Source organism: Nocardioides oleivorans (assembly GCF_004137255.1).
Lineage (GTDB): Bacteria > Actinomycetota > Actinomycetes > Propionibacteriales > Nocardioidaceae > Nocardioides > Nocardioides oleivorans.
Genome location: NZ_SDWT01000001.1, coordinates 1815285 through 1836902, shown reverse-complemented (window position 1 = coordinate 1836902; position 21618 = coordinate 1815285). Strand labels below are relative to the sequence as shown.

Sequence of the window (21618 nt, the reverse complement as noted above, 5' to 3'; positions counted from 1 at the left end):
GTCTCGAAGAAGCGCTGCCGCACCCTCGGCACCCTAACCGGACGTGCGGACACCACGGCCTGGACCGGGCGGCGCAGGACGCACAGGACCCCGGGACGAGCGGCCGCGCCGCCCGTCCCGGGGTCCGTGGTGTCACCTGATGATGCTGAGCCGCACCGTCTGCGCGCCCTGCGAGCTCGTGAGCTTCAGGGACACGGTGCGTCCGGCCTTGAGCGAGCTGCTCGCGGTCAGCGAGGCCACCCACTCGGTGATGCCGCCGGTGCGACCGACCATCCGGAAGGTGCTCGCGGTGACCGCGTCCGAGCCGGAGAGCCTGGGCGCCTTGGTCGACATCACGTGGAGCACGCGACGCGAGCCCTTGCCGAGCGTCCAGGCCGAGCCGACCTGCTTCGAGCGCGCCAGCCACGTGCCGAGCACCTGGTAGGACGCGGTCGAGGTGGTGGTGTTGCCCGCGACGTCAGCCGTCGTGACCGTGGTGGTCATCGCACCGAACGGACCGCCGGTCGTGGCGACCGTGCAGGACGCGAGGCCCGACAGGGCGTCACCACCCACGCACTCACCGATGCGGGCGCGGCCCTTGTAGGTCTTGCCGTTGCCCACGCGCGACACCGACGCGGCGGGGGCCGTCAGGTCGAGGTTGTACGGGCCGGCGGTGACGGTGGTGACGCCGCCGTCGGTGCCGATGACGGTGCGGGTGACGTACTGGCCGGCACCCTCCTTGTCGAGGACCACGGGGGCCGGGCAGGTCGTCACGTCGGAGCCGCAGGTGAACGACACGGTGACCGGGCCGTTGTACCAGTCGTTGCGACCCGGGCCGTCCGCCTTCGGCGTGACCACGGGGGCCGTGCGCGAGGTGGAGGTCGAGGAGGCCTCGTGGTCGGCGTCACCGGCGTACGACGCTCCGACGACGGATCCGCCGTCGTTGGACGTGCCCTCGAGGGTCGCCGTGCCGTCGACGAGCGCGGCCGAGCCCACGTCGACGCCGTCGACGAAGAAGGTCACGTCTCCGGTCGGCTCGCCCGCACCGGTGACGGTCGCGGTGAGCTTGCCCGGGGTCGTGGTGACCGCAGTGGTGGTCGGAGCCTTGGCGACGACGAACGACGACTCGTCGTCGCCGCGGGCGAAGGAACCGTCCGCAGAGGTGTACGCCGCACCGATGGTGTGCAGACCGGCGTGGAGGCCGGTCACGTCGGGCAGCGCGGCCACGCCGTTGGAACCCACGGTGACCGGTGCGCCGATGGCGGTGCCGTCGAGGGAGAACTGCACGGTGCCGGTGGGCGTGCCGGCGCCGCTGGAGACGGTCGCCGAGACCGGCACGTCAGCGCCGAAGACGATGCCGGAGACAGGGGTCACGGTCACCTCGGTCGCGACTGCCTCCACCACCAGGGTGGCCGTGGCGGACACGCCGCCGACGGTGGCCGTCACCTGGTAGACGCCGGCGGTCGCCGGGGTGCAGGTGGCCGCGACGCACGCGGTCGAGGCACCGCCGTCGTACGGGGCGAAGGAGAAGGCCGCGGACGAGGTGAGGTCGCCGAGGTCGTTGCCGAAGGCGTCCTTGCCGGTCACGGTGTAGCTGCGCGACTGACCGGCCGCCACGACCGCGTTGGCCGGGGACAGCTTGAGGGTCGCGACGTCGGCGGCCGTGACGGTGAGCGTCGCCGAGTCGGTCACGGCGGCGCCGCCGGCACCCGGGGTGCTGGCGTTGATGGTGTAGGCGCCGACCACGTCGATCGTGCAGACGCCGCTCGGGCAGGCGACGTTGGTGCCGCCCGGACCGGTCCAGGTCACGAGGGAGTCGGCCGTGAGGTCGCCGAGAACGTTGCCGTAGGTGTCCGTGCCGGTGACGGTGTAGTCGACCTGCTCACCCGCTGCCGCCGTGCCGGTGGCCGGGGTGAGGTCGATCGAGGCCGCGTCACCCGCGACGACCTTGAACGTCGCCTTCTGCGTCTGGGTGCCGTAGGTGCCGGTGACCGTGTAGGTGCCGATCTGGGTCGCCGAGCAGGCGGTCGCGGTGCAGGTGGCGCCGGTGGCGCCGCCCGTCGGGGCGATCGTGAGCGTCTGGGGGGTGACCGTCTTGGTCGCCGAGCCGTCGGTCACCGTCATCGTGACCGGGTTCGCGACTCCAGCAGCCACCGAGGGGGCGCCGAGGCTGAGGTCCGAGCCGGCGAGGTAGGACGTGTAGGTGACGCGCAGCTGGGGAGCCTGGCCGGTCGAGTTGACGACGACCGTGCCGCCGGCCGGGACCAGCGAGGAGCCGCCACCGCCACCGCTACCGGTGGTGGACCCACCGCCCGCGCCGCCGCCGCCGTAGAGACCACCACCTCCGCCGCCGCCCCATTGCGCCCCGCCGTTGCCGCCGAGGCCGAGCTGACCGTTGGTGCCCGGGTTTCCGACCGGCGAGGCGCCGCCGGCGCCTCCCGCCGTTTGCGTGCCGCCAGCGCCGGGCGATCCCACAGCGCCGTCGCCCTGACGGCCGTTCGCGCCGTCGAGTCCGGCGTCTCCGCCGTTGGACTGCCTGAGGTCGCCACCGCCACCGCCGCCGGCCACGATGACACGCGACGACAGCGAGGACGGGTCGGACGACGGGACCGACCGGAGGTCGGTGGCACCGCCACCGCCGCCGGCGCTGCTCGCGGCGTTGCCTCCGCCGTTCCAGCCGCCACCGGGCCGACCGGCGTTGCCGCCCACCATCACGTAGTAGGTCGCACCGGGCGTCACCGGGACGTCCGCGCTCACCACGGCGCCGCGTCCGGGCGTCGAGGACGAGTCGTAGGTCGCGCCCTGTCCGCCGACGGCCACCACGCTGACCTTGTCGACGGCGTTGGGCACGCGCAAGGTCTGCGCGGACCCGGTGTAGGCGTAGGTCAGGGTGCAGGCGAAGGTGTTGCCGGAGAGCACGCAGTCCGCGTCGGGATTGGCCGCTTGCGCGGCGGGAGCACCGAGGCCAACGAGGGCCAGGGTGGTGGCAGGAAGGGCGAGCACGGTCAGCGTGCGCAGCCCGCGGCGCGCACGCGCGCCGACGGAGATCCGGGAGGTCATGGCCGAATCAGAACCTTCGCGGGCCGGACACCTCAGGCGAATCGTGCTGCTGTGCATGTCCCGTTGTTGCTTGTGGCAGTCCTGTGGCTCGACCTCACCCTCTCGGGCTGAGCAGAACGGGTCAGCCCGGCCGGCGCCAGACGACGACGGACTGACCGGCGGCCGTGTGGAGCACCGGGAGCTTGTTGGCCGGGGCAGCGGTCGTGGCGCGCGCCGCCACCGCGCGGCGTACGGCGTCGAGCTCGGCGAGGAGCTCCTCGTTGCGGGCGCGGAGGGCGTCGACCTGGAGCTCGAGGTCCATGATGCGGCGCACGCCCTCGACGCCCACGCCGGCGCTGGTGAGGTCGGCGATCTCGCGGAGCCGCTCGAGGTCGCGGTGGGAGTAGCGCCGGCCGCCGCCCCCGGTGCGACCGGGCTGGATCAGGCCCATGCGCTCGTAGGCGCGCAGGGTCTGGGGGTGCAGCCCGGTCAGCTCAGCCGCCACGCTGATGACGTACACGGCGGCGTCGGGGGACGGCGTGCCGAAAGGTGAGCTCATGACGAGAACAGCCCCTCACGCAGCGGCTTGCCGGCGGTGGCCGTGCGGTAGGCCTCGAGGGCCTCGCGCGCGGTCGGGTCGAGGTTGGCCGGGACCTTCACCTCGATCGTGGCGAGCAGGTCGCCCTTGGTGCCGTCGCGCTTGGTCGCGCCCTTGCCGCGCACCCGGAAGGTGCGGCCGTTGGGCGTGCCCGCGGGGAGCTTCAGGGTGACCGGCGAGCCGCCGAGCGTCGGGATCCGCACCTCGGCACCGAGCGCCGCCTCGTCGAAGGAGACGGGCACGTCGATGGTGAGGTTGTCGTCCTTGCGCCCGAACACGCGGTGCGGAGTCACCGTGACCTTCACGAACAGGTCGCCGGCGGGGCCGCCGTTCTCACCCGGGGCACCCTTGCCCTTGAGCCGGATCTTCGCCCCGTCCTTGACCCCGGCCGGGATGCGGGCCTGGATCGCGCGGGCGGAGGTGCCGCGGCCGGAGCCGTGGCACGTCGGGCACGCCTCGTCGTACACGAGCTGGCGTCCGCCGCACGCGGGGCAGGTCTCCTGCATCGCGAACGCGCCGCCCGCCCCGGACACCACGAAGCCGGCGCCCTCGCACCGCGGGCAGATGTGCGGCCGGGTGCCGGGCTTGCCGCCCGTGCCCTGGCACGTCTCGCACGCCGTGTCGGTCGGCAGCCGCAGCGACAGGGTGACACCGTCGATCGCGTCGGTGAACCCGATCGTGGCGCTGCTCTCCATGTCGGCGCCACGGCGCGGGCGGGGGGCCTGCTGCTGGCGGGTCCGCTGGCCGCCCCCGAAGAGGTCGCCGAACATGTCGCCGAGCCCGCCGCCGGCGCCGCCGCGCTCGCGGAGCAGGTCGTCGAGGTTGAAGCCGCCGCCGGCACCGCCGAAGCCGCCACCACCCATGCCGGGGCTGAACCCGCCACGCGACTGCAGCGAGCGGAACTCGTCGTACGTGCTCCGCTTCGCCTCGTCGCCGATGACGTCGTAGGCCTCGGCGACCGACTTGAACTTCTCGTGCTTGGCGTCGTCACCGGGGTTGGAGTCGGGGTGGTTCTCCCGCGCGAGCTTGCGGTAGGCCTTCTTGATGTCGGCCGCGCTCGCGTCCTTCGCCACGCCCAGGACCTGGTAGAAGTCCTTGGTGGCCCAGTCGTTGCGTACGGCGTCACTCATGGCAGCCCCCGTCAGCCATCGGCGGGATCGACCACCAGGACCTGGGCGGCGCGCACCACCCGGTCGCCGATCTTGTAGCCGGCCTTGGCGATGTGCTTGCACGTCGCCACCGCGACCTCCGGGTCGGTGCCCAAGTGGCTGAGCGCCTCGTGGAGGTTCGGGTCGAACGGGTCGCCGGGCTCGCCGAAGCGGGTCAGGCCGAGGCTGGTGACGACGCCGGTGAGCTGGTCGGCGACGGCCTTGAAGCCCCCCTCGATCTCCTCGTGCTCGCGGGCGCGGTCGATCGTGTCGAGCACCTCGATGATGGGCGCGAGGACGCGATAGGTCGCGTTCTCGGCCACCATCTGGCGGTCGCGGTCGACGCGCTTGCGGTAGTTGGCGTACTCCGCCTGCAGGCGCTGCAGGTCGGCGGTCCGCTCCGCGAGCTGTACGTCGGTCGAGGGCGGGAGGTCGGTCTCGCCGGTCTCGACGTCGATGACGTCCTCGGGCTCCAGTGGTCCGCCCTCCTCGAGCCAGTTGTCGACGCCGCTGATGTCGCGGTCGGCGCCGGGGTCGGTCGTGGTGTCGGACGCCGCGTCCGGCTGGCCGGCCGAGGCCGAGGCGCCCTCCACGGGCACCTCGACCTCGGTCTCGTCGGCCATCTCGCCGGCCGCGTCCCCGAAGGATCCGCTGCCGGGCGTGGTCACTTGTTCTCACCCTCCGGGTCGGACGGGGCGTCGGTGGCCTCGCCCTCGACGGGCTCGTCGACGATCTCGGCGTCGACGACGTCGTCGTCGGCCTCGCCGGTCGCCCCGGTAGCACCGCCCGCAGCGGCCTGGTCGGCCTCCGCGGCGGCGTACATCGCAGCACCCATCTTCTGGCTGGACTCACCGAGCTTGGTGACGCCGGCGGTGATCTCCTCCGACGTGGCGTCCTCCCTGGCGAGGGTCGCCTTGAGGGAGTCGACGTCGGCCTGGACCTCGGTCTTCACGTCGTCGGGGAGCTTGTCGGCGTTGTCGGTGAGGAACTTCTCGGTCGTGTAGACGAGCTGGTCGCCCTGGTTGCGGGCCTCGACGGCCTCGCGACGCTTGGCGTCCTCCTCGGCGTACTGCTCGGCCTCCTTGACCATGCGGTCGATCTCGTCCTTGCCGAGCGCCGAGCCGCCGGAGATGGTCATCGACTGCTCGCGGCCGGATGCCTGGTCCTTGGCCGAGACGTGCACGATGCCGTTGGCGTCGATGTCGAAGGTGACCTCGATCTTCGGCACGCCGCGCGGGGCCGGCGGGAGGCCGGTCAGCTCGAAGTTGCCGAGGGGCTGGTTCTGGCTCCACATCTGGCGCTCGCCCTGGGCGACCTTGATCTCCACCGACGGCTGGTTGTCGTCGGCGGTGGTGAAGATCTCCGAGCGCTTGGTCGGGATGGTGGTGTTGCGCTCGATGAGCGTGGTCATCACGCCGCCCTTGGTCTCGATGCCGAGGGAGAGCGGGGTGACGTCGAGGAGCAGCACGTCCTTGACCTCGCCCTTGAGGACGCCGGCCTGGAGCGCGGCGCCGACGGCGACGACCTCGTCGGGGTTGACGCCCTTGTTGGGCTGCTTGCCGCCGAGGAGCTCGGTGACGACCTCGGTCACGGCCGGCATGCGGGTCGAGCCACCGACGAGGACCACGTGGTCGATGTTGGCCACGGCGACGCCGCCGTCCTTCAGCACCGACTGGAACGGCGCCTTGGTGCGCTCGAGCAGGTCGGCGGTGAGCTTCTGGAACTCGCTGCGCGTCAGCTTCTCCTCGAAGTGGAGCGGGCCGGACTCGCCGTGGGTGATGTAGGGCAGGTGGACCGTGGTCTCGCTGGAGGAGGACAGCTCGATCTTCGCCTTCTCCGCGGCCTCCTGGAGGCGCTGCTTGGCGATCTTGTCGGCCGCGAGGTCGACGCCGTTGCTGTCCTTGAACTTCTTCACCATCCACTCGACGACGCGGTTGTCCCAGTCGTCGCCACCGAGGTGGTTGTCACCGGAGGTCGCCTTGACCTCGACGACGCCCTCACCGATCTCGAGCAGGGAGACGTCGAACGTGCCGCCACCGAGGTCGAAGACGAGGATCGTCTGGTCCTCGCCCTTGTCGAGGCCGTAGGCCAGCGCGGCCGCGGTGGGCTCGTTGACGATGCGGCTGACGTTGAGGCCCGCGATCTCGCCGGCCTCCTTGGTCGCCTGGCGCTGCGCGTCGGAGAAGTACGCCGGCACGGTGATGACCGCGTCGGTCACGGTCTCGCCGAGGTAGGCCTCCGCGTCGCGCTTGAGCTTCTGCAGCACGAACGCGCTGATCTGCTGCGGGGTGAACTTCTTGTCGTCGATGTCGACCGACCAGTCCTCGCCCATGTGGCGCTTGACGGACCGGATGGTGCGGTCGACGTTGGTGACCGCCTGACGCTTGGCGACCTCGCCGACGAGGACCTCGCCGGACTTGGTGAACGCGACGACGGACGGAGTGGTCCGGGCGCCCTCGGCGTTCGCGATCACGGTGGGCTCGCCACCTTCGAGGACGGCGACGACGGAGTTCGTCGTGCCGAGGTCGATGCCGACCGCTCGAGCCATGGTGTTACCTCCTGCGTTGGTTCTTCCGGATGCTTGGGGTTGTCGCCATCCTGCCGCGCTGCGGATCAGGAGGCAAAACACTTGAGTCGATCTGACTCAACTCTCGTTATCCAGTTCAACGCACGGCAGCGCCGTATGTTCCCGGATCCGGACACCGGTTCCGCGTGGCCCGCGTCACCCCTACCGTGGTCGGCATGATCCGGCACACCGTCGCCTTCCGTCTCCACCACGACCCCGGGTCGGCGGAGGAGGCCGACTTCCTCGCCGCCGCCCGCGCGCTGGCCGACATCCCGGGAGTGACGGCGTTCGAGCAGCTGCGCCAGACGAGCCCGAAGAACGACTTCGCCTTCGGCTTCTCGATGGAGTTCGACGACCGGGCGGCCTACGACGGATACAACGAGCACCCGGTCCACACGGCCTTCGTCGCCGAGCGCTGGGTGCCCGAGGTCGCCGACTTCCTGGAGATCGACTACACGCCGCTGTGACCCGGACCGGGACGCCTGGTCCGACAGCAGCCCCGGCGCCTCAGCGCGTCCAGACGTAGGGCGTCGTGGTCGTGACCGCGCGGAGGCCGGCGCGCTCGAGGATGGGGCGCGACATGTCGGTGCAGTCGGAGTGGATGTAGCGGATCCCCCGCTCGAGCGCGGAGGAGGCGCGGGCGGCCACCAGGGCGCGGTAGATGCCGCGACCGCGGAGCTCGGGGAGCGTCGAGCCGCCCCAGACGCCGGCGAACTCGGTGCCCTCGACGGGCGTCAGCCGGCCGGCGCACACGACCCGGTCGCCGACCTCGGCGATCCAGAACTCCGATGCGTCGGACTCCAGCTCGCGCATCGACGAGGCGAGCGACGGCCCGCGCCCGCCACCGAAGACCGACTCCTGCGCGGCGAGCATCCGGGTCAGGTCGTCCGACGCGGTGGCGCCGGGCAGGATGCGGCGTACGACGACCGGCCCCTCGGGCGTCTCCGACAGGGGTACGTCGACGGTGAGCAGCGACGCCTCCCCGATCATCACCGTCTCGACCGGCTCGGCGACCAGTCCGTGGGCGACGAGCCGCTCCCCGAGGTCGGCGGGCAGGTCGTGACCGCGCGACTTCCACTCGAAGGAGTCGACGTCGGTGTCGTCGCGGTAGTGCGCGACGGTCGCCCCGATCAGCGCGTCGAGGGCGTCGCCGGAGACCCCGCCGAGGTCGCGGTAGGACACGAAGCCGCCGTGGTCGAAGACCGCCCGCCACAGCGGACCGTCCCGGTCGACCGAGGTCGCCCGGGCCATCTCGGCCTCGGTGCGGAGCTGGTCGTCGTACGCCGTCAGGAGCGGGTCGGTCGTCATGGGCCGCAGCCTAGATCGGCCGGGACGGGCACCGCCTGCCGATAAAGCTGCCGGATGTAGGGGAAATCTCAGGGACATTCCCCTGCGCAAACGGCTCGGCAGGCCGCACACTTTTCACGTGGTCCATCGGGGGAACCTGCGCCGGGTCGTCGGCGCCTCAGTCGTGGTGACGCTGCTCGCTGCGCTCATGGCGTTCTACGTCGCCGACCGCGCGGGCGCCGGAGCGACGCGCTGCCAGCAGCACCGCGTCGAAGCACGCGAGCGCCAGTCGATCGTGACGGGCGACGGCGAGCAGGTGCTGGTGATCGGCGACTCGTGGTCGGTCGGCCTCGGCCAGGAGGACCTGGTCCGGTCGTGGCCGTCCCGGCTGCCGGGTCGCGTGCACGTCGCCGGCTTCTCCGGCTCCGGCTTCAGCGCGAGCGCGAGCTCGTGCGGACACGTCTCGTTCCACGCCCGCGCGGCCACCGCCGTCGCCGCCGTCCGCCCGCGGCTCGTGGTCGTCGAGGGCGGGCTCAACGACTTCGACCGCACCGACGCCGCCATCGAGCGCGGCTTCCGGGCCCTGATGGTCGACCTGGCCGCCGAGCAGGTCGTCGTGGTCGGCCCCGCCGCCGCGCCGTCGCGCGTCGCGGCCGTGCCGCGCGTCGATGGCGTCCTGGCTCGCCTGTGCGACGAGTACGGCGTCCCCTACATCCCTACGGACGACCTCGACCTCGACTACCTCGACGACGACCTGCACCTCACCGAGGACGGTCACGCCGAGTTCGGGGACGCCGTGGCCGAGCGAATCGCAGCCGTGGACCCCGCGCGTCCGGTGGTTCTGCTGCCCTGATTGCGCTCAGCGCAACGGAATCCCGCGGAGGTCCGATTATCGGACCCACCGCAAGATCTTCGGTCGGGATGTGCAACTTCTCGCGTTGCACGATCATGCAGATCCAGCCTCATTGACGAAGGTATGAGCGATTGCGAAGTTGTGCACTGGTCCGCATCACCCAATCCGTCATCGGGCTCTCGGGCTCGAACTCACGATTGGAACACCCCAGTGAAATCATCTCGACTGGCCGCACTGGCCGGTATCGCAGCGACCGCGGTCGCTGCGTCGTTCCTGGCACCGACCGCCACCCCGGCCGACGCCGCACCCACGGCGGGCAACCCCCGCCTCGAGGCCCAGCAGGCTGCTGCTTCCTGGGTCCAGGGCCACGGAAACGCGCTGGAGCGCGCGACCGCGGACTCGTTCGTCCGCACCGGCACGTACGACGGTGACGCCGGCGTCTACTCGATGGCCTACGAGCGCACCCACGAGGGACTGCGCGTCGTCGGCGGCGACTTCGTCGTGCTCGCCAACGCCGAGGGCCAGGTCGTCGGCTCGTCCGTCGCCCAGGAGCAGCCCGTCGAGATCGGCAGCACCACGCCGACCCTGAAGGCCGCCCGCGCTGCCAGGGTCGCGACGTCCCAGGTCGACCAGGTCACCGACGCCTCGGCGCCGGAGCTGGTCATCTGGCACCGCGACGCTGGCACCAGGCTGGCCTACGAGGTCGAGGTCCGCGGTGTCGACGCCGGCCACGTGTCGTGGCAGAAGGTCTGGGTCGACGCCAACGACGGCTCGGTCCTGGAGTCGCGCGAGCAGATCGCGCACGGCACCGGCACGGCGGCGTACTCCGGCCCCAACCCGGTCTCCATCCAGACCAGCGGCTCGGGCAGCAGCTTCAGCATGACCGACCCGACCGCGACCACGCTCAAGTGCCAGAACGCCTCGGGCAACGCCACCTTCACGGGCACCGACGACGCGTGGGGCAACGGCGACCCGACCAACCGTGAGACGGGCTGTGTCGACGCGCTCTACGCCGCGCAGCAGCTCAAGGGGATGCTGTCGTCGTGGCTCGGCCGCAACGGCATGAACGGCTCGGGCGGCTGGGTGCCGATCCGCGTCGGCCTCAACGACGTCAACGCCTACTACGACGGCACGCAGGTCCAGATCGGCCACAGCCAGACCGGCGGGCGCTGGATCTCCTCGATCGACGTGGTGGCCCACGAGTTCGGCCACGGCATCGACGACAAGACACCCGGCGGCATCTCGGGCGGCGGCACGCAGGAGTTCATCGGCGACGCGTTCGCGACGTCGACGGAGTACTACGACAACCAGCCCTCGCCCTACGACACCCCTGACCACACCATCGGTGAGGAGATCGACCTCGTCGGCCAGGGCCCGATCCGCGACGGCTCCAACCCGGCCAACGTCGGCGACCCGTCGTGCTACTCCAGCTCGATCCCCAGCGCCGAGGTGCACGCGGCCGCCGGCCCCGGCGACCACTGGTTCTACCTGCTCTCGCGCGGCGGCGTCTCGAAGTGCAACGGCCAGTCCGTCACCGGCATCGGTGAGCAGGCCGCGATCAAGGTCCTCTACAACGGCATGCTGATGAAGACCTCGTCGTCGAGCTACCTCAAGTACCGCACCTGGACGCTCACCGCTGCGAAGAACCTCGACAGCACCTGCGCCCAGTTCAACGCGGTCAAGGCCGCCTGGAACGCCGTCAACGTGCCGGCCCAGTCCGCCGACCCGACGTGCGGCGGTGGCACCACCACGCCGCCCACCACGCCGCCCACCACCCCGCCGACCGGTGGCAACCTGCTGCTGAACCCGGGCTTCGAGTCCGGTGCGACGAGCTGGACCGGCACCTCCGGCCCGATCACCAACAACACCGGCCGCGCCGCCCGCACGGGCTCGTGGAAGCTGTGGCTCGGCGGCAACGGCACGTCGAGCACGGAGACCGTCAACCAGTCGGTCGCCATCCCGTCCTCCGCCACCGCCGCGACGCTGTCGTACTGGATCCGCACCGACACCGCCGAGACCGGCTCGACGGCGTACGACACGATGCGGGTGCAGGTCGTGGACGGGTCCACCGTGACCACGCTGCGCACCTTCAGCAACGTCGGGACGAACGCGACCTACACCCAGTACTCCGCCAACCTGGCGGCCTACAAGGGCAAGACGGTCACCATCCGCTTCACGATGACCGAGGACTCCTCGCTCCAGACCAGCTTCGTGGTCGACGACACCGCGCTGAACGTCTCCTGACGTCCCACCGCACCTGACGGGGCGGGGCAGCCTGGCTGCCCCGCCCCGTTCTCCATCCGTGAACGAGCACCGCCGTTCCTCCACCTCTCGGGAGACCCACGCCATGCGCAGCATCCGTACGACCGCACTCTCCGCCGTCGCGACCACGACCCTGGTCGCCAGCCTGACCGGGGTGGCCCTCGCCGGCACCACGTCGCCGGCCGCCGCGGCCCCCTCGCCGGACCTGAGCATCACCAACGTGACCGCCAGCCTGCAGGCGCTGCAGGACATCGCGACCGCCAACGGCGGCAACCGCGCGACCGGCCGGCCGGGCTACAAGGCCTCGGCCGACTGGGTGAAGGCCAAGCTGGACGCGGCGGGCTTCACCACGCAGCTCCAGTCGTTCTCGACCTCGTCGGGCACGTCGTACAACGTCATCGCCGACTGGCCCGGCGGCGACGCCGAGCACGTCGTGATGACCGGCGCGCACCTCGACAGCGTCTCGGCCGGCCCCGGCATCAACGACAACGGCACCGGCTCGGCGGCGGTCCTCGAGGCCGCGCTCGCCTGGGCCGCCAGCGGCAACACCGCGAGGAACCACCTGCGCTTCGCGTGGTGGGGCGCGGAGGAGCAGGGGCTGCTCGGCTCGAACCACTACATGCGCAACCTGCCGACGGCCGACAAGGACCGCATCGACCTCTACCAGAACTACGACATGGTCGGCTCGCCCAACCCGGGCTACTTCGTCTACGACGACAACGCGGCCGGCAACGAGGCGCGCGACGCGATGACGGCGTACTACACGTCGAAGGGCATCCCGTGGGAGTACATCGACGTGCAGGGTCGCTCCGACCACGCGTCGTTCCGCAGCTACGGCATCGCCACGACCGGGATGTACTCCGGTGGCGAGGACATCAAGACGAGCGCCCAGGCGCAGAAGTGGGGCGGCACGGCAGGACGGGCGTTCGACCCCTGCTACCACCGCTCGTGCGACACCACGGCGAACATCAACACCACCGCGCTCGACCGGAACCTCGACATGATCGGCCACATGGTCTGGCTCTACGCCGACAAGGACTTCGGCGGCACCAGCGTCCCGCCGACCGGCGCCAACCTGCTCGCCAACCCCGGCTTCGAGTCCGGCGCCGCGTCGTGGACCGGCACCTCCGGCGCGATCACGAGCAACACCGGCCGCCCCGCCCACGCCGGCACCTGGAAGGCGTGGCTCGGCGGCAACGGGCGCGCGGCGACGGAGTCGGTCCAGCAGCAGGTGATGATCCCGGCCTCCGCGACCGCGGCGTCGTTGTCGTACTGGCTGCGCACGGACACCGCCGAGACCGGCTCGACGGCCTACGACACGCTGAAGGTGCAGGTCGTCAGCGGAGGTACGACGACCACGCTGCGGACCGTGAGCAACGCGGGCGCCAACGCCACCTGGGCGCAGACCTCGCACAGCCTCCTCGCCTACCGCGGCAGGACGATCACGGTGAAGTTCCTCGCGACCGAGGACTCCTCGGTCCAGACCAGCTTCGTCCTCGACGACACCTCGGTCACGACCTCCTAGGTCCGCGGCGGTCCCTACTCCTCGAGCCAGGCGGTCCAGGCGTCGAAGGAGTAGGGGCGGCCGAGGAAGTCGGCGACCAGGTCTGCGGCGTCGGCACGGCCGCCCTGCGCGAGCACCTTGTCGCGGTAGGCAGTCGCGACGTCGGTGGCGAACAGGTCGTCGTCGTCGAACGCGGAGAAGAGGTCCTTCGCGATCACGAGCGACCACATGTAGGTGTAGTAGCCCGAGGAGTAGCCGTCGAGGTGGCCGAAGGCGCAGTGCATGTGCCCGCCCTCGAGCGGCGGGAAGACCGAGTAGCGCCGCTGGAGCTCGTCGCCGTAGGCGGTGAGGTCGTCGTGCGGGCCGGCGTGGAAGTAGTAGGACCGCGCCGCGTAGGCCATCTGCTGCGCGGCGTAGACGCCCTTGCCGAAGTGGTCGGCGCGACGCATCGCGGCAACCAGCTCGGCGGGGATGGTCTCGCCGGCGGCGTTGCGCGCGAAGGTCGCGAGCACGTCCGCGTCCCACGCCCACTCCTCGAGCATCTGGCTCGGCGCCTCGACGAAGTCCCACTCGGTGGCGACGCCGGAGAAGCGGGTCCAGTCCCCCTGCCCACCCAGCACGTGGTGCACGAGGTGGCCGAACTCGTGGAAGAGGGTGACGACCTCGTCGTGCTCCATCAGCCCGCGGTTGAAGTTGCAGACCAGCACGCCCTCGGGGAGCTGCACGCCGGCGATGCCCTTGACCATGTCGAACTGCGCGGCGTGCTTGAACTTGCCTTCGCGCGGGTGGAGGTCGAGGTGGATGCGCCCGATCCGCCGCCCCTCGAGCCCGACGTCGTAGCTCGCGACCTCGTCGTGCCAGGTCCCGGCCTCGGCCCGGTCGACCGGCGTCCACTCGAGGCCGAACAGCCGACCGGTGACGTCGAGGAGGCCCTGCCGGACCTGCTCGAAACCGAAGTAGGTCCGCACGACCTGCCCGTCGACGTCGTACTGCTCGCGGCGGACGAGCTCGGAGTAGTAGCGCGAGTCGTAGGTCGCGACCACGTCGGTGCCGGGTACGTCGACCCGCTTGCGCTCGAGCAGCACGGCGAGCTCGCTGGCGGCCCGCTCGTTGGCGGCGGCGCTGATCCGCTCGATGAAGTCAGCGACGGCCTGGCCGCTGCCGATCATCTTGACCTCGGTGTCGTAGTCGGGCCACGAGTCGTAGCCGAGGAGGTCGGCGGTCTCGCGGCGGACCGCGAAGATGCCCTGGAGCACCTCGTCGTTGGCGGGCCACGCGACGTTGTTCTGGGCGAGCGCGAGCTCGTGGCGCGCGTCGCCGTCGGCGCCGAAGGTCATGAACGGCACGAGGTCGGGGTAGTCGGTGGTGATGGTGACGAGGCCGTCGTCGCCCGGCTCGTGGGCGGCGCGGTAGTCGTCCGGCAGTCCGGCGAGGCGCTCGGGAGCGACCTTGATCGAGCGGACGTCGTCGCGGATGTTGCGGCCGAAGTCCTGCGAGAGCCTCACGCCCTGCTCGCTGAGCTCCTTCAGCCGGTCGCGGGTGGCCTCGTCGCGATCGACACCGGCACGGCGGAAGTCGCGCAACGTGTCCTCGAGGATGCGCGTGGCGTCGGCGTCCAGGCCGTCGGTCGCGAGCCCGTCGAGGACGGCGTACAGCTCCAGGTCCTGGCCCAGCTCGGTGACGTACTTCTGCACCTCCTGGCTCAGCTCGTCGGCGCGGTCGCGCACGGCGGCGTCGGGGTGCACCTCGGCCCACAGGGCGACGGCCTCCGCGTTGGCGATCGCGGTCTCGGCGCGGTTCCAGGTGGCGAGCACGTCGTCGGCCGGTCCGCCCTTCACTGCGGCCACGAGCTCGACCGCCTCGGCGAGGCTGCCCTCGCAGCGCCGGCTGACCCACGTCAGCCAGTCACCGCCCCCGGGGAGGGCGAGGGGGACGAGCGGGGTCTCGGTCTCGGAAGTCACCCCAAGAGACTAGGACGCCCCTGGTGCCCGGAATACCTCGCGGGCTCCCTGCGTAGGGACCTGTATGACTGTTCCCGACATCTCGCTCCACGACGGCACGACCATCCCCCAGCTCGGCTTCGGCGTGTTCCAGGTGCCTGCAGAGGACACCGCCGCCACCGTGACGAAGGCGCTCGAGGCGGGCTACCGCCACATCGACACCGCCCAGATGTACGGCAACGAGGCCGGCGTCGGCGAGGCGATCAAGGCCTCTGGCATCGCCCGCGACGAGCTCTACGTCACCACCAAGCTCAACAACTCCTTCCACCTCCCCGACGACGCGCGCCGCGAGATCGACGCCTCGCTCGACAAGCTCGGCCTCGACCAGGTCGACCTCTTCCTCATCCACTGGCCGCTGCCCAACAAGTACGGCGGCGACTTCGTGCAGACCTGGCGCGCGCTGATCGAGGCGCAGGAGGCCGGCAAGACCCGCAGCATCGGCGTCTCCAACTTCCAGCCCGCCCACCTCGAGCGCATCGTCTCCGAGACGGGCGTCGTGCCGGTCGTCAACCAGGTCGAGGTGCACCCCTTCTTCGCCAACGAGGACGTCCGGTCCGCCAACGCCAAGCACGGCGTGCTCACCGAGGCGTGGTCGCCGATCGCGCAGGGCAAGGTCATGGACGACGACACCATCGGTGAGATCGCCTCCCTCGTCGGCCGTACGCCGGCCCAGGTCACGCTCCGCTGGCACGTCCAGCGCGGCGACATCGTCTTCCCGAAGTCGATGAACGCCGACCGGATGAAGCAGAACTTCGAGATCTTCGACTTCGAGCTCGAGCCGACCCACATGTCCGCGCTCGACGAGCTCGACCAGGGCGAGTCCGGCCGGATGGGCCCGAACCCGGACACCTTCTGATCTCGCCTTGGGCGGTGAGTGAGCCACATTTCCGGTGTGCGGAATGTGGGTCACTCACCGCTCGCCTCGGGCGGTGAGTGAGCCACATTTCCGGTGTGCGGAATGTGGGTCACTCACCGCTCGTCGGATCGGCTGAGAGGATGCGGCAGTGACCTCGGGCAGCGCGGCGGACTTCCGGTTCCGCGACATCGCGCTGGTGGCGTACGGCCCCTCCGTCGTCTCGGCGGTCGGGCACGGCGCGATCATGCCGGTCCTCGCGCTCCGGGCACGCGACCTCGGCGCGGACATCAGCGTCGCGGCCGCGATCGTCGCGCTGGTCGGCGTCGGCCAGCTCCTCGCGAGCCTGCCGTCGGGCGCCCTGATCGCCCGGATCGGGGAGCGGCGTGCGCTCGTCGCGGCGGGCTTCGTCGACGCGTGCGCGATGGCCTTCGCTGCGCTGACGGACTCCGTGCTCGGCCTCGCGGCGGGCGTCCTGCTCAGCGGGGTGTGCTGGACGCTGTTCCTGATCGCGCGTCAGGGCTTCATGATCGACGTGGTCCCGGCGACCCACCGGGCGCGCGCGATGTCGCTGCTGGGCGGGTCCTACCGCGTCGGGGTGCTCGTCGGGCCGCTCATCGGCGCGGGCCTCATCCACGTCACGAGCATCACCAGCGTCTTCTGGCTCGGCGCCACGATGTCGGTGACCGCCTCGCTGCTCGCCGGCACGATGCCCGACCTCGGCGAGGAGAAGCGCGCGGTCGCGAAGGCCAGCGGCCACCTCGGCGTGTGGACCGTGATCGGCTCGCACCGGCGCGTGCTCGCCACCGTCGGATCGGCCGTCGTCATCCTCGGCATGAGCCGGTCCCTGCGGCTGAGCCTGCTGCCCCTGTGGGCCGACCACCTCGGGCTGTCGGCGTCGACGACGTCGCTCATCTTCGCCGGCGCGGCCGCCATCGACGTCGCCTTCATGTGGCCAGGCGGGTGGCTGATGGACACTCGCGGCCGGATGTTCGTCGCCGTGCCGGTCGTGCTCTCGATGGCCCTCGCCTGCCTGCTCCTGCCGCTCGCCACCAGCGTCGTCACGGTCTCGCTGGTGATGGCGATGATCGCCTGCGGCAACGGCCTCGGGTCCGGCATCGTGATGACCCTCGGCGCGGACTCGGCGCCGGTCGACGGCCGCCCGCAGTTCCTCGGCGCCTGGCGCCTGTGCGGCGACATCGGCAACTCCGGCGGCCCGCTCCTGGTCAGCGCGGTCGCGGCCGTCGCGCCGCTCGCGACCGCCTGCCTCGTGCTCGGCGTGCTGATCCTCGCCGGGACCGGGTGGGTAGGCTACTGGACGCGGCGGGTCGACCTGGCGCGGGCCGCGGAGCCGGGCACGGTCCGGGCGGGGGCCTAGCCGACGGTGACGGTGACCTCGTTGGAGATCGCGTCGGAGTCGGTGTCGACCACGCGGAACCTGTTCTCCCCGGTGCGGGCGGTCAGGACGTAGGTCGCGAAGGTGCCGCCGCTGACCGACATCGTCACCGGGAAGTCGGTCCACTGCTCGTTCTCGAAGCGCTGCACCTGCAGGATCGCGCCCTCGCCGCCGGGGTAGCTGCCGGTGAGGTCGATCTGCTGCATCGCGCTCACCGACTGCTGCGGCGCGGACAGCGAGATGCCGGTGTCGGGCGCCTCGCTGGACGGCTGCCCGCCCGGGCTCGGCTCGGTCTCCTCCGGCGGCGTCTCGGTGCTCGTGTCGCTGGGACGTGGCAGCTCGAACGTCGCCGGGGTCTCGCTGCTGCCACTGGACGAGGAGGTGTTGCCGATGCCGGTGACCTTGACCCCGACCATGACCGCGAGCCCGCCGAGCAGTCCGATGACCACGGCGACGCCGACCAGGGCGACGAGCCCGGTCAGGACCGGGCGCTTCTCGGTGTCCATGAGGACCTCTCCAGCGACAACAGGGTCTCGCCATCATCCAAGACGGCTGGTTGCCTGACCAATCCTCTCGGTCACCGCGGTTGCACCGTCCGACAGGATGGGGGCATGCAGTCACCGTTGCGACACGGCAAGGCAGCCATCGGTACGACGATCGCCGGCGGCGCGCTGGCCGCGCTGTCCCAGGCGCCCGAGCGGGCCTCCCGGATCCTGCGCCACCGCTACCCCACGGTCGCGGTCACCGGGATGACCGGCGTCGGCAAGACCCGGCTCGCCGACCGCCTCTCGCGCCGGGCCACCAGCCAGGCGTCGGTCGACGCAGGGTCCGACGTGGGCTCGGCGACCATGGAGCGACGTACCCGTCGCAACGCGCGGCTGCGCGGCTACCGCTTCCGCGTGGTGCCGGGCGAGAACGCCGCGACCCGCCTCGGCGCCCTCGACGAGGTCTTCCACGACGAGCCGGTCGACGGGGTGCTGCACGTGGTCGCCAACGGCCACGCCACCCCGCGACGGACGGCCGGCACGACCGGCACCGCCGCCGCCACCCGCGAGCAGCAGCTCGCGGCCGAGCTGGAGGACTGGTCGATCACCGCGCACCGCGTCGCGAGCATGGCGGTGCGGCGCGAGCGACCGACGTGGCTGGTGATCGCGGTGACCAAGGCCGACCTCTTCGCCGACGACGTCGACGCGGCGGTGCGCTACTACTCCCCCGGCAGCGGCTCGCCCTTCGGCGACAAGCTCGACGAGCTGCGAGCCCTGGCCGGCGGCGCCAAGCTCTCGATCGACGTGCTGCCGGTGTGCGCCGAGGGCGGCGGGAAGAAGTCGGCGATGCCCGACAAGGCCGCCGCCGAGCTGCTCAACCGCCTCGAGCTGCGCATCGCCCAGCTCTGCGGCCACGTCTGAGGCGCTGCCGATGCGGTCCGGCCGACTCGCGCTGCTGGTCACCACGACGGCGTACGTCGTCGCGCTGGTGTGGTCGGTCGCGGTGCTGCCCGAGCGGGTGGCCGCGCACTTCGACGCGAGCGGGCGGGTCGACGCCTGGTCGTCGCGGACGTCGTTCCTCCTGCTGTGGGTGGTCGTCGGGCTGGTCGTCGTGGTCGGCGTCCCGGTCCTGACCCGCCTGGCCCTCCGCGGCGACGGGACCTGGGTGAACATGCCGCAGGCGTCGAAGGACCACTGGTTCGCACCGGCTCGCCGCGACGAGTTCCGCGTGCGCTTCCAGGACGACATGGAGGGCTTCGTCGCGCTGACCACGGTGCTCCTCTTGGTGCTGCTGGGGCTCACGACGTGGGTCGGCGCGACCGGCCGGGAGGACCTGCCGTGGTGGGTGTTCGCCGTCGCCATCGGCGCCTACCTCGCCGTCACGGCGCTGTGGGTGGTGCGGCTGCTGAGGGCCTACCGACCGCCGCCCGACGCCTGAGCGCACCCCTGCGGGGGTGCCTGGTCCAGACCGGGACGCGAGGTAGTTCACAGATTCACGACTTCTGGTTTCGGCGCTGTTCACCGGGGCACAAGATCGCCATGAGGCCGATCGCGATCAACCAGCGGGCACTGCGCAGTGCCAAGGAGGAGCTCGACTCCGCGCGTGAGGACCTGAGGGCCGCGCTGGGCGAGATCGACCACCCCGCCGACGACTTCCCGTGGCGCGACCTCGTGGTCGAGGGCGTGCGCAGCCTGGTCGAGGACGCCGAGCAGGTCGCGAAGCGCTGCCGCACCATCGCCACCGCCATCGACGACTCGGTCCTCGACTTCGACGAGCTCGACGTCATGGTGGGCCAGGCCGCCACCTTCGCCGCGAAGCTCGACGAGGTGAAGCCGTGACGAAGGTGACCGTGGACCGGATCGAGGTCCAGCAGGACGGCCTCCGGTTCGGCGACCCGATCGGCTGCGGCTACCACTGGACCGAGCCCGACGAGATCGATGCCTACGGCGACTCCGTGCGCCGGCTCGCCGGCAAGGTCGAGCTCGCCGTCGACGGCTTCGAGCGCACCGCCTCGATCTCCGAGGAGGTGTTCGCCGGCGAGGCCGCCGACACCCTGCGTGACCGGGCGGCCAAGCGCCACGAGGAGTCGGCCGCCGTCCGCGACAACCTGCGCGGCCTCGGCCGCGCGATCAACGCCTACTCCGACGTGCTCCGCCGTCACCGCGAGGGGCTCGAGCAGCTGCGCGACCACGCCGTCTCGGCCGGCCTCGAGGTCCGGGGCAACCAGATCTGGCCGCCGATCGAGACCCTGCCGGGCGACTCGACGCAGCAGCAGGCCGACGCCTGGGAGGCGGACTGGAAGGCCTACCAGGCGTGCTTCGAGACCAAGATCTCGCTGCGCGACGCCCGCCGGGCCAGCACGAAGGACCTGGTCAAGGCGCTGGCCGACTACGCCGGGGTGCACCCCGACAAGGACAAGCAGAAGCTCGTCGCCGCCGGCGGCCAGCAGGTCAAGTTCGGCGAGCTGCGCCGCGAGGCGGCCGAGGAGGCGATGGAGGCCGTGCAGGCCAACGACGCCGCCGACGCCGCGCGATCCACGGTCGACGCCCTCAAGCAGCGCGAGCAGAGGGCGCTCGGCGAGCTCGAAGACCTCGCCAACGCCGACGCGCCGGCCGACCAGATCAAGGCGCAGGCCGACAAGGTCGCGGCCGTCCACCGCGAGCTCGCCGAGGCGCGCGTCGAGGCCCGCGAGGCCGAGGCGACAGCTCAGCGCGAGCAGGCGCAGGCCAACCGCGCCGCCCGCAACCTCGAGGCGGCCGAGGAGGGCCGTCCCCGCATCGTGGCCGAGGGCCAGCCGATGCCGCAGGCGTCCTCCCAGCCGGTGAACCTCAAGGACCGCCTGGGCTGAGCGCCCGCGACCCTCTCCTGCCGGCCGGTGGTCAGCGGACCTCGTAGACCGTGGTGCCCTTGACCTTGGTGTCGCCGCAGGACTGGCGACGGACGGGACCGGGCACGGCGACGATCTGCGCGTCGGGCGACCCGCCGGCGCGCACGTGGAGCTCGCGGACCTGGTCGACCCCCGCACGTCCCGCCCGACCACGGGTCAGCCGCTCGGGGAGCTCGCCGCGCAGCACGGCCCGGCACGCGTCGAGCGCCTCGTCGGCGCCGAGGCGGCCAAGCGTGACCCCGCTGGGGAGCCCGAGCAGCGTCCCGGAGAACCGGTGCCCGCCCAGGTGCGTGGTCTCCCACGTCCCCTCGGGCCACTCGCTGGCCAGCAGCCCGGCGATCGGTCGCCCGATCTCGGCGCAGCAGCGGTCGCGCTTGCCGTTGGTGCAGACCAACCACAGCGGCTCCCCGGCCGGGTACGACGCCCACGTGTCGGGGTCGAGCCCGATCAGGTCCTCGGGCCGGTCGAGCACCGTCGCGCGGACGTCGTACCCCTCCGGCGTGGCGGTGGCGCGGAAGACGTGCGTCCCGGTGCTCGCGCTGCCGTCGGGCCGGCGCAGCAGGAACACCTTCAGGTCGAGCGCGGCGAGGTGCTCACGGACGACCTCGGGCAGCCGGTTGTCGGCGAGCGCGTCCTTGCCCCACGGTCCCGGAGCCTCGACCAGCAGGAGCTCGGTGTCGGTGGGCGCCGTGCCCACGATGGGCTCGTCGTCGCCGGCGCTCGCGAAGGAGCACCGGAAGTCAGGCTCGGACATGCGAGG

Annotated in this window: 19 protein-coding genes; 10 read left to right on the top strand and 9 right to left on the bottom strand. The window is 71.7% G+C overall.

Translation table 11 applies throughout. The features are described 5' to 3' along the window. Positions 1-132 precede the first annotated feature (132 nt). The 5 genes from EUA93_RS08705 to dnaK all read right to left on the bottom strand — a co-directional run bounded on the left by EUA93_RS08705 (position 133) and on the right by dnaK (position 7312). Entirely contained in the window at positions 133-3039 is a 2907-nt protein-coding gene (locus tag EUA93_RS08705) for an Ig-like domain-containing protein (protein WP_165355098.1), read from the bottom strand. 121 nt (positions 3040-3160) lie between these two features. Beyond that, positions 3161-3577, bottom strand: a complete 417-nt coding sequence (locus tag EUA93_RS08700) for a heat shock protein transcriptional repressor HspR (RefSeq protein WP_129399765.1) — start codon at positions 3575-3577, stop codon at positions 3161-3163. After that, complete coding sequence (dnaJ, locus tag EUA93_RS08695) at positions 3574-4746, bottom strand: molecular chaperone DnaJ (protein ID WP_129399764.1); 1173 nt, start codon at positions 4744-4746, stop codon at positions 3574-3576. Before dnaJ ends, EUA93_RS08700 begins: the two co-directional genes overlap by 4 nt. 11 nt (positions 4747-4757) lie before the next feature. Beyond that, a complete protein-coding gene (grpE, locus tag EUA93_RS08690; protein WP_242497293.1) occupies positions 4758-5432 on the bottom strand; it encodes a nucleotide exchange factor GrpE in 675 nt (224 codons plus the stop codon). After that, positions 5429-7312: a molecular chaperone DnaK gene (gene dnaK / locus EUA93_RS08685; RefSeq protein ID WP_129399763.1), complete on the bottom strand. Its 1884-nt coding sequence runs from the start codon at positions 7310-7312 to the stop codon at positions 5429-5431. Before dnaK ends, grpE begins: the two co-directional genes overlap by 4 nt. A gap of 194 nt (positions 7313-7506) precedes the next feature. Here dnaK and EUA93_RS08680 point away from each other — a divergent pair, with 194 nt between their 5' ends. Beyond that, the gene (locus tag EUA93_RS08680; protein ID WP_129399762.1) at positions 7507-7797 is read left to right on the top strand and encodes a Dabb family protein; all 291 of its coding nucleotides are present in this window, start codon (positions 7507-7509) and stop codon (positions 7795-7797) included. Positions 7798-7837: 40 nt separating this feature from the next. Here the strand turns inward: EUA93_RS08680 and EUA93_RS08675 are convergent, their stop codons facing one another. Next, positions 7838-8638, bottom strand: a complete 801-nt coding sequence (locus EUA93_RS08675; RefSeq protein ID WP_129399761.1) for a GNAT family N-acetyltransferase — start codon at positions 8636-8638, stop codon at positions 7838-7840. Positions 8639-8756: 118 nt separating this feature from the next. On the opposite strand from EUA93_RS08675, the gene EUA93_RS08670 reads away from it, so the two are divergent. The 3 genes from EUA93_RS08670 to EUA93_RS08660 all read left to right on the top strand — a co-directional run bounded on the left by EUA93_RS08670 (position 8757) and on the right by EUA93_RS08660 (position 13257). Next, a complete protein-coding gene (locus tag EUA93_RS08670) occupies positions 8757-9470 on the top strand; it encodes an SGNH/GDSL hydrolase family protein (RefSeq protein WP_165355097.1) in 714 nt (237 codons plus the stop codon). Positions 9471-9680: 210 nt separating this feature from the next. Then, complete coding sequence (locus tag EUA93_RS08665; RefSeq protein ID WP_129399759.1) at positions 9681-11714, top strand: M4 family metallopeptidase; 2034 nt, start codon at positions 9681-9683, stop codon at positions 11712-11714. A gap of 103 nt (positions 11715-11817) precedes the next feature. After that, the gene (locus EUA93_RS08660) at positions 11818-13257 is read left to right on the top strand and encodes a M28 family metallopeptidase (protein WP_129399758.1); all 1440 of its coding nucleotides are present in this window, start codon (positions 11818-11820) and stop codon (positions 13255-13257) included. Between the two features lie 14 nt (positions 13258-13271). Here EUA93_RS08660 and EUA93_RS08655 read toward each other — a convergent pair whose 3' ends face one another. Next, a complete protein-coding gene (locus tag EUA93_RS08655) occupies positions 13272-15197 on the bottom strand; it encodes a M3 family metallopeptidase (protein WP_242497292.1) in 1926 nt (641 codons plus the stop codon). Positions 15198-15261: 64 nt separating this feature from the next. Between EUA93_RS08655 and EUA93_RS08650 the strand changes: the two genes are divergently transcribed. Further along, positions 15262-16092 (top strand): aldo/keto reductase, encoded by an 831-nt coding sequence (locus EUA93_RS08650; RefSeq protein ID WP_129399757.1) that lies wholly within the window; start codon positions 15262-15264, stop codon positions 16090-16092. Positions 16093-16240: 148 nt separating this feature from the next. Then, positions 16241-17467: an MFS transporter gene (locus EUA93_RS08645; RefSeq protein WP_242497291.1), complete on the top strand. Its 1227-nt coding sequence runs from the start codon at positions 16241-16243 to the stop codon at positions 17465-17467. Here the strand turns inward: EUA93_RS08645 and EUA93_RS08640 are convergent. Beyond that, a complete protein-coding gene (locus EUA93_RS08640; RefSeq protein ID WP_129399756.1) occupies positions 17464-17991 on the bottom strand; it encodes a hypothetical protein in 528 nt (175 codons plus the stop codon). The genes EUA93_RS08645 and EUA93_RS08640 overlap by 4 nt on opposite strands. A gap of 105 nt (positions 17992-18096) precedes the next feature. On the opposite strand from EUA93_RS08640, the gene EUA93_RS08635 reads away from it, so the two are divergent. From EUA93_RS08635 to EUA93_RS08620, 4 genes are all read left to right on the top strand, one after another. Then, positions 18097-18891 carry a hypothetical protein gene (locus tag EUA93_RS08635; RefSeq protein ID WP_129399755.1) on the top strand — a complete coding sequence of 265 codons (795 nt, stop codon included), beginning with the start codon at positions 18097-18099 and terminating at the stop codon, positions 18889-18891. A gap of 10 nt (positions 18892-18901) precedes the next feature. After that, positions 18902-19408, top strand: coding sequence for a DUF1648 domain-containing protein (locus EUA93_RS08630; protein ID WP_129399754.1), 507 nt, complete (start codon positions 18902-18904; stop codon positions 19406-19408). A 101-nt stretch (positions 19409-19509) separates the two neighbouring features. Next, positions 19510-19809 (top strand): hypothetical protein, encoded by a 300-nt coding sequence (locus EUA93_RS08625; protein ID WP_129399753.1) that lies wholly within the window; start codon positions 19510-19512, stop codon positions 19807-19809. After that, the gene (locus EUA93_RS08620; RefSeq protein WP_129399752.1) at positions 19806-20819 is read left to right on the top strand and encodes a hypothetical protein; all 1014 of its coding nucleotides are present in this window, start codon (positions 19806-19808) and stop codon (positions 20817-20819) included. Before EUA93_RS08625 ends, EUA93_RS08620 begins: the two co-directional genes overlap by 4 nt. A 31-nt stretch (positions 20820-20850) precedes the next feature. On the opposite strand, the gene EUA93_RS08615 is transcribed toward EUA93_RS08620, so the two are convergent. Beyond that, on the bottom strand, positions 20851-21612 hold the full coding sequence (locus EUA93_RS08615; protein ID WP_129399751.1) for a sucrase ferredoxin: 762 nt from the start codon (positions 21610-21612) through the stop codon (positions 20851-20853). Positions 21613-21618: the final 6 nt, after the last annotated feature.

Bases quoted from the DNA above. Each gene is read 5' to 3' on its own strand.
- EUA93_RS08705 (WP_165355098.1), bottom strand. From the start codon at position 3,039: ATGACCTCCCGGATCTCCGTCGGCGCGCGTGCGCGCCGCGGGCTGCGC.
- EUA93_RS08700 (WP_129399765.1), bottom strand. From the start codon at position 3,577: ATGAGCTCACCTTTCGGCACGCCGTCCCCCGACGCCGCCGTGTACGTC.
- dnaJ (WP_129399764.1), bottom strand. From the start codon at position 4,746: ATGAGTGACGCCGTACGCAACGACTGGGCCACCAAGGACTTCTACCAG.
- dnaK (WP_129399763.1), bottom strand. From the start codon at position 7,312: ATGGCTCGAGCGGTCGGCATCGACCTCGGCACGACGAACTCCGTCGTC.
- EUA93_RS08680 (WP_129399762.1), top strand. From the start codon at position 7,507: ATGATCCGGCACACCGTCGCCTTCCGTCTCCACCACGACCCCGGGTCG.
- EUA93_RS08675 (WP_129399761.1), bottom strand. From the start codon at position 8,638: ATGACGACCGACCCGCTCCTGACGGCGTACGACGACCAGCTCCGCACC.
- EUA93_RS08660 (WP_129399758.1), top strand. From the start codon at position 11,818: ATGCGCAGCATCCGTACGACCGCACTCTCCGCCGTCGCGACCACGACC.
- EUA93_RS08650 (WP_129399757.1), top strand. From the start codon at position 15,262: ATGACTGTTCCCGACATCTCGCTCCACGACGGCACGACCATCCCCCAG.
- EUA93_RS08640 (WP_129399756.1), bottom strand. From the start codon at position 17,991: ATGGACACCGAGAAGCGCCCGGTCCTGACCGGGCTCGTCGCCCTGGTC.
- EUA93_RS08635 (WP_129399755.1), top strand. From the start codon at position 18,097: ATGCAGTCACCGTTGCGACACGGCAAGGCAGCCATCGGTACGACGATC.
- EUA93_RS08630 (WP_129399754.1), top strand. From the start codon at position 18,902: ATGCGGTCCGGCCGACTCGCGCTGCTGGTCACCACGACGGCGTACGTC.
- EUA93_RS08625 (WP_129399753.1), top strand. From the start codon at position 19,510: ATGAGGCCGATCGCGATCAACCAGCGGGCACTGCGCAGTGCCAAGGAG.
- EUA93_RS08615 (WP_129399751.1), bottom strand. From the start codon at position 21,612: ATGTCCGAGCCTGACTTCCGGTGCTCCTTCGCGAGCGCCGGCGACGAC.